Genomic DNA, 6222 nt, shown 5'->3' on the forward strand with positions numbered 1-6222 from the left:
CTTACGCGGAGTTGCTCACATGCCGCCATAACCTCCTCAAAGAAGGGCCCGGAAAACCCGTTTCACCGGGGAATCTGCCCTGATGCATCATTCAGGTACGAAGCACATGTGTTCCCGCCAAAAAAAAAGAGGCCTGACCAACAGAAGAGTCGGTCAGGACCAAAGGCATTTCGGTTGCTCAGTCCATCGCTGGTCGAGCTGCTTTTCACGCCTCACTGATGTATCGCAGGAGTTCAGAAAGCGAAAGCCGGGGCGATGGAGTATCTCGTAAAGTGCACCGTCGGCAGTGATTTCATGGGGAGCAGCGATTTCCCATGCAATCGCATCCTTCGCTCCAACCGGACGGTTGCTTCAGAAAACGCCTTCTACAGCAGGCAGAGCACCGGGCCTGAAGACTGGACGACCAAGCCGGAGGTCAGTTGCGATTCATTTTCTGACAAGGCCAACCCCACTCCCCACCCACTGCCATGAACCATCCATTTTGTATTCCTCGTTTTGTGCCGGCTTGCGCCGCCGCACTGCTTGCCGGCAGCCTGCTGGCCGCTGCTGAAGAAGACTTCGACTCTCTCGTCAAACGACTACAGCAGGAAAAGGCCTCGTTTGCCGAGCGACAGCAAAAGCTGCTGAACGAACGCTACGACCTCGCTGACCGCCCCGCCAAGGAGGTGACGATGGCACGCGGCAAACCGGTGCAGGCCGGCGTGCGAGTGAAGCTGCCAGAGGGAACGACGTGGGACAAGCTGGCTGCGATGTCACCTGAAATCATCCAGAGCAAGAATCTCTGGCCGGAAGGATTTTACCCGCTGCCGCACCCTCATCACGAAGCAGGCGGAATGGTGTTTCCAAAGCCACTCATTGAAGAAACCCAAAAGCAGACGGCTCGCGATCTGTCGCGCTTCGACCTCGACTATGATCTGCCCCAGCATTTGCTGCCTGAATTTCCCGCGCCCATCTATCTCACCACGCGGCCCGACCTTGGAGATGTATCCCAGGGGAAACTGGTGACGCAGACCAATTTTTACGGCCTCTTCAAAGACATCCTCAATCCCAAGCAACTGGAGGGACTGCGGCTGCTCGTCACCCCCTTCCCGCAGCAGCAGTTCAACAGCACCGAAGACCGCCGCAGCCTGCATCCGAGCCTCGGCGTGGCCTGCTTCGACTGCCATGCCAATGGTCACACCAACGCAGCGACTCATACGGTGGGTGACATCCGTCCGAACGAGCACCGTCACCGCATTGACACGCCCTCCTTGCGCGGACTCAACATCCAGAGGCTCTTCGGCTCCCAGCGTGCGCTCAAAACGGTGGAAGACTTCACCGAGTTCGAGCAGCGTGCGGCCTACTTCGACGGCATCCCGGCAGACGCCGCACGGAAAGGTGTGAATGTTCTCGAACGTGGCAGCCAGGTCCACTTCATGGCCGAGTTTCAGGCACTGCTGGATTTCCCGCCCGCACCCAAGCTTGACGTGTTCGGCAAGCTGCACCCCGCCAGGGCCAGCGAGGCTGAACTGCGCGGGCAGGCGCTTTTCTTTGGCAAGGCCCAGTGTGCCGTGTGCCACCCAGCGCCCTACTACACCGACAACAGCATGCACAACCTGCAGGTGGAACGCTTCTTCAAGGAGAAGATGATCAATGGCCGCAAAGCGAGCGCCGACGGCCCCATCAAGACCTTCCCGCTACGCAGCATCAAAGACTCACCCCCGTATTTACATGACGACCGCCTGCTCACACTCGCAGACACCGTCGAGTTCTTCAATCTGGTGCTGGAAAGCCATCTCAATGAAGAGGAGAAAAAAGACCTCGTGGCCTTTTTGCTGACGCTTTAACTCCGCATCTCGCAGTGAAAGAGAGGGGGCGATGGATCCAAAAATCCGGGCATCCGGAAGTTCTGGCAACTGCGATGTGAGGAAACTAACGTGACCTCGGGGGACATGTCCCATCTGTATCCACCCTTGGTCTCATGCGCACTTTTTGAAGCTCCCATTGAACATCCAAGCACCCGCCGTTTCCAGCGCGCCGGCAGCGCGTGTCAGTTTTTACCTGATGCAACGGCCATCACTGCGCCTGAAGCGCGATGGCCAGTTAAGATGCGAAAAAACGTGCAACGTGGAAACCGTGATCCAAACGCGGTGCATGGCAAACCCCACCCCGCTCTCATGAACACCCAAGCCGAACTCATTGACTGGCTCCGCGACATCTATGCCATGGACAAAGCCATGGAAACAGCCCTGAACAAACTGACCGATCACCCGCTACATTACCCGGCATTGCGCAAGCAAGCAGCGCTGCACTGCACCGAGACCCGGCGGCATGCTGAAGCGATCGCCAGCTTCTTGAAGCAGCTGGGGTCCGATACTTCCTCGCTGAAAACCGTGCAGGCCCAGGGCATGGGGATGGATTTCATGAGAAGCGCAGGCGCAGCCTTTGCCCGGGATGAGCGCATCAAGGACGTCCTCACGGTCCTGGTCACCGAGCACTTTGAGATTGCCTGCCATACGATCCTGCGCACGCGAGCGTCGCAGCTTGGCCTGCTGGAGATCGTCCGTATCTGCGACCAAATTTTGTCGGAGGAAAATCGAATGGTGAGCTGGCTGCAGCAGAACATGCCGCACATCTTCGCAGCTTATCTCTCCCAGGAGAAAGAGACTGAAACGGAACATGAATTCGCAGCGACCCTAAGTGTCGACACCGAAGACAGGGTGCAGTGGGAGTTTGTCCAACTGGCGCAGAATGCGTCGCTGTTCGGCGGGCCGCTGCCACGGTCAAGCTTTGCCGACATGCAGAATTAGCTCAGCGAGTCGAAACCATTCCTCCATCCCAGATCATCGCTGGGATGGAGGAATTGAAGTGTTTAAGCGGCCTGCAGGCTGTGAATGGAGCTGCGGGTGCGGAAGGTCTGGCGCAGCTTTTTCAAGCCGAGCTCCATGCGCGTCTTGACCGTGCCAAGAGGTGAATGTGCATCTCCCGGTCCACCATGGCCAGATAGCTCAGGTCATGCTCCTCCATCAGTCATTGGGCGATCGCGCATTCTTCCTCCTCGTAGCAGAAGACCACGTCATCGCTCATGATCTGGCCCACTTGCCAAGCTTTGGGATCGTGACCGTGGCCTACCATTTCCCACTCGGGATTTTTTTGTTGATCATGCCCACCAGCTTGCGGTCCTGCGAGACCGGCCACTTGCTGGTGTCATGATCGCCCATGCGGATGCCAGCCGTCTGCACAGAGTCATCCGGGTGCAGGGCACCGGCGACCACATCCGTCAGTGATTTCAAGGATGGGACCGGGGCTTTGGGCGGATGTATCGCAATGGATTTCCGCACTGACCTTAGCTGCCAATCAGCAGACAACCTGTCCCTGAAGCGCAGACAGGCAGGAAGAGCCCACTTTTCCAGCACCGGCAGCAACGGCCTCATCCATGCAACCGGCACTGCGGCGAGACGCGATGTTAGGGCAAAGGCCCAATCAATCTAAACCGGTGTCCTTCAGGCCATCCAAACACTGGCCGGACAGCAGACAAAAATGAACACCGTCCTCCAAAGTTCACCTCTACCACAACCCACACTATGAAAACCAACCTCAAAACCATGCTCATCCTGCCCTGTCTGGCGCTCTGCATTGCGGCCTGTGAAAAGCATTCATCCACCAAAGTCAGCGAAGAAACCCGGGAAAAAATCCACGAGGCAGCCACTGACTCTCCAGCCCAGCTCAAGATCAAAGGCAACTGGAACGAGGCGAAAGGCAAGCTGAAGCAGAAGTTTGGTCAATTGACCGATGACGACGTGATGTACGAAAAAGGGAAGGAAGACGAACTCTACGGCCGTCTGCAGCAGCGGCTGGGAAAATCCCGCGAAGAAGTCGAGCGCATTTTAAACGAGCTCTAGCACCACGAGACATGGCTGGTGCGATTCAACACACAACAAATCCTTAACCGTCACCAATATGAAAAACACACTTATCAAGCAATGGCAGCGCATGGAACAGGGCAAGATCGGCTATGCCCTTCTCTGGCTTCTCGGCATCCCCCTGCCCGTGCTCCTCATCTTCTATTTGCTGCGCGGCGGAAACTAACGTCCGTCATTAGGCAGAAAGATTTAGCACCCAAAGAAGCCCCGCCTTTTTGGCGGGGCTTTTATTTAAATATTCAGAGGCAAAAGACATCAGGGCGAAATCGCTTCTTTAACCATGCACAGCAGAGAACCGCATTGAAGCAAGGATCCAAACCACCCGTGCAGAAACTGCATCACCCGATCTCCACGCTCTGCCCGACTGCAGACTCATAAATCTGGTGCAGCAGGAAAGTTTGCTGTGCCCCGATCTTCTGGCCGAACTGTGCCGTGAGGTACATCCCCACCGCGATCAGCACCATGAGGGTGGCAATCCACAGCCCCCATGCCTGCATGCCAAGCCAGAACTGACAGGCTCCCAATATTCCTGAAAACAGCCCGACCGAGCCAACCAGCATGTAGCCGTAGAGAAAGGCCGCCCACACGTTGGTGTTTGGGCCGTAGGTTCCTATCACACGTGTTTTCCCTTCGTCTTCGGGCTCCAGGCTCAGACTGAGGCGTGGCGACCAGTATTGAGTGTCCTTTTCCACCACATGCAGGCTTACAAAGCCCGGAAAGCTTTTGACCTCGCAGCGGTCGGCATGTTCGCGTGCGTAATGGGTGATCAACTCAACTGCAGCCTCCACATCCAAGTCGATCATGTGTGAAAAACGGGGGCGGAGTCGAAAACTGCTCATGTGTCAAATGCTACCCGGTCGCAGCCAACTGCGTCTAGTGCCTCTATTGCTCAATTCCGAACGTGGCTTGTTCGATGAACGACGTTGTGCATGCCCTTGGTTTGGATATGGCGTGTGGGCTGTTTGTTTGAAGACGGAGCCGGATGATAATATCTCAGTGATGAACTACTCGGCCACGTGCACCCACAGATGGGCAATGGCGCGCTCGTCACGTTTGTTCACGTGCTCCACGCTGACGATGTAGTCACCGGGTTTGGCGAAGCTGTGCTGCGTGGTCGCGTAGCCGTCCTTCGCCAGCGCCTTCGCGTTGCCGTCGGATTTCACCTTCACTGCGGGAGTTCCGTCACCAAAATCCCACGTCTCGCCGCCTTCATCGCGAAAGGTGCGCACTTTGAAAGTGATGCTGTCCCCGGGTTTGAGATTTGACGTGGGTGAATAGCTCGGGTGGATCGCTGGCGGGAGGTTCTTCTCATCGGGGTCGATGACCTGCACGATTGCAAAATCGTAGCTCGTGTGACCGGCTTCATCGATGGCTTTCAGGATCTCGCTGTAGCTGCCGGGCCGGGTGTAGGTGCGCTCCAGTCTGGCCCCTTTCTGCTTGCTGCCGTCCGTGAGCGTCCATTCGTAGCTCGTGATTTTTCCCGCCGCCGCCCAGGACTTCGAGGCATCGAGCGTGACAGTTTCCCCTGCGCGGATGAAGTGATGCGGCCGCGCCACTGCGATGACGGCAGGCTTCTGCTCATGGACATAGGACTCCCATGCAAAGGCATAGGCCTCCTGGGTGCCCCACTTGCCGGAAGGCTGCCGGCTCTTGATGCCAAAGTGAAGGTGGGACCACCCGCCGCTGGCGCCTTCCTTGCCAAGGACGCCGATGCGCTGCCCCATCTTTACGCGTGAGCCCATGCGGATATCCGGATCAATCGTGTGCAGATGGCTGTAGCGGTAGTACCAGCCGCGCTCGTCGAGAAGATAGACGACGTCGTAGCGAGGGCGCACAGGCGTGAGGGAGTAGCCGGGCAGCGTCTTTTCCGACACGCTCACGACGAGGCCGTCCGTGGCCGCCACCACCTCGACCAATCCCTCACAGCCGCCGAAATCGAGATCGTTGTGGTAGTAGATTTTTTTGCGCTCGGGCTTGTCGCCGCCATCCACATACGTTGGCTCGTTTGAAAACTGCGTCATCGTCGCGAACCAGCGCTGCTTCAGCGGATAGACAAAGGTGCCCGGCTCGATCCAAGGCGAGCCGGCAGACCAGAGGCGCAGCCGCGCGTCTTTCTCAAGGCCCCAGGAATCCTCCTGGCTGTTGGCATTGTAGCCACGAGTAATCGGGCAGTCGATCTGCACGCCGCCAAGATTCTGCGGCAGCTGGTAATTCGCACTGGTGAGCCAGGCCTGCGCGCCGTTCACATCCACCTTCACCTTGGCTTCGCGCACGGCATGGGACATGGAGTCGACCTTTTCATTGAGCTCCAGAAGCTTGA

7 protein-coding genes are annotated in these 6222 nt (G+C 57.4%); 4 read left to right on the forward strand and 3 right to left on the reverse strand.

All coding sequences use genetic code 11. From position 1 onward, the window contains the following. The first annotated feature begins 467 nt into the window (after positions 1–467). Together ACIREA_RS24230 and ACIREA_RS24235 are read left to right on the forward strand one after the other, a co-directional pair. Positions 468–1826, forward strand: a complete 1359-nt coding sequence (locus ACIREA_RS24230; RefSeq protein WP_397384913.1) for a cytochrome B6 — start codon at positions 468–470, stop codon at positions 1824–1826. 330 nt (positions 1827–2156) lie between these two features. Beyond that, entirely contained in the window at positions 2157–2789 is a 633-nt protein-coding gene (locus tag ACIREA_RS24235; RefSeq protein WP_397384914.1) for a DUF892 family protein, read from the forward strand. Positions 2790–3107: 318 nt separating this feature from the next. Here ACIREA_RS24235 and ACIREA_RS24240 read toward each other — a convergent pair whose 3' ends face one another. Continuing rightward, positions 3108–3272, reverse strand: a complete 165-nt coding sequence (locus tag ACIREA_RS24240; RefSeq protein ID WP_397384915.1) for a hypothetical protein — start codon at positions 3270–3272, stop codon at positions 3108–3110. 291 nt (positions 3273–3563) lie between these two features. Here ACIREA_RS24240 and ACIREA_RS24245 point away from each other — a divergent pair, with 291 nt between their 5' ends. After that, on the forward strand, positions 3564–3881 hold the full coding sequence (locus ACIREA_RS24245) for a CsbD family protein (RefSeq protein WP_397384916.1): 318 nt from the start codon (positions 3564–3566) through the stop codon (positions 3879–3881). Positions 3882–3939: 58 nt separating this feature from the next. Further along, a complete protein-coding gene (locus ACIREA_RS24250; RefSeq protein ID WP_397384917.1) occupies positions 3940–4068 on the forward strand; it encodes a hypothetical protein in 129 nt (42 codons plus the stop codon). A 172-nt stretch (positions 4069–4240) separates the two neighbouring features. On the opposite strand, the gene ACIREA_RS24255 is transcribed toward ACIREA_RS24250, so the two are convergent. Further along, positions 4241–4741, reverse strand: a complete 501-nt coding sequence (locus ACIREA_RS24255; RefSeq protein WP_397384918.1) for a hypothetical protein — start codon at positions 4739–4741, stop codon at positions 4241–4243. A 165-nt stretch (positions 4742–4906) separates the two neighbouring features. After that, on the reverse strand, positions 4907–6222 hold a 1316-nt coding region (locus tag ACIREA_RS24260), incomplete at its 5' end, for a PKD domain-containing protein (RefSeq protein WP_397384919.1).

It is taken from the genome of Prosthecobacter sp., from assembly GCF_044373815.1.
Classification (GTDB): domain Bacteria; phylum Verrucomicrobiota; class Verrucomicrobiia; order Verrucomicrobiales; family Verrucomicrobiaceae; genus Prosthecobacter.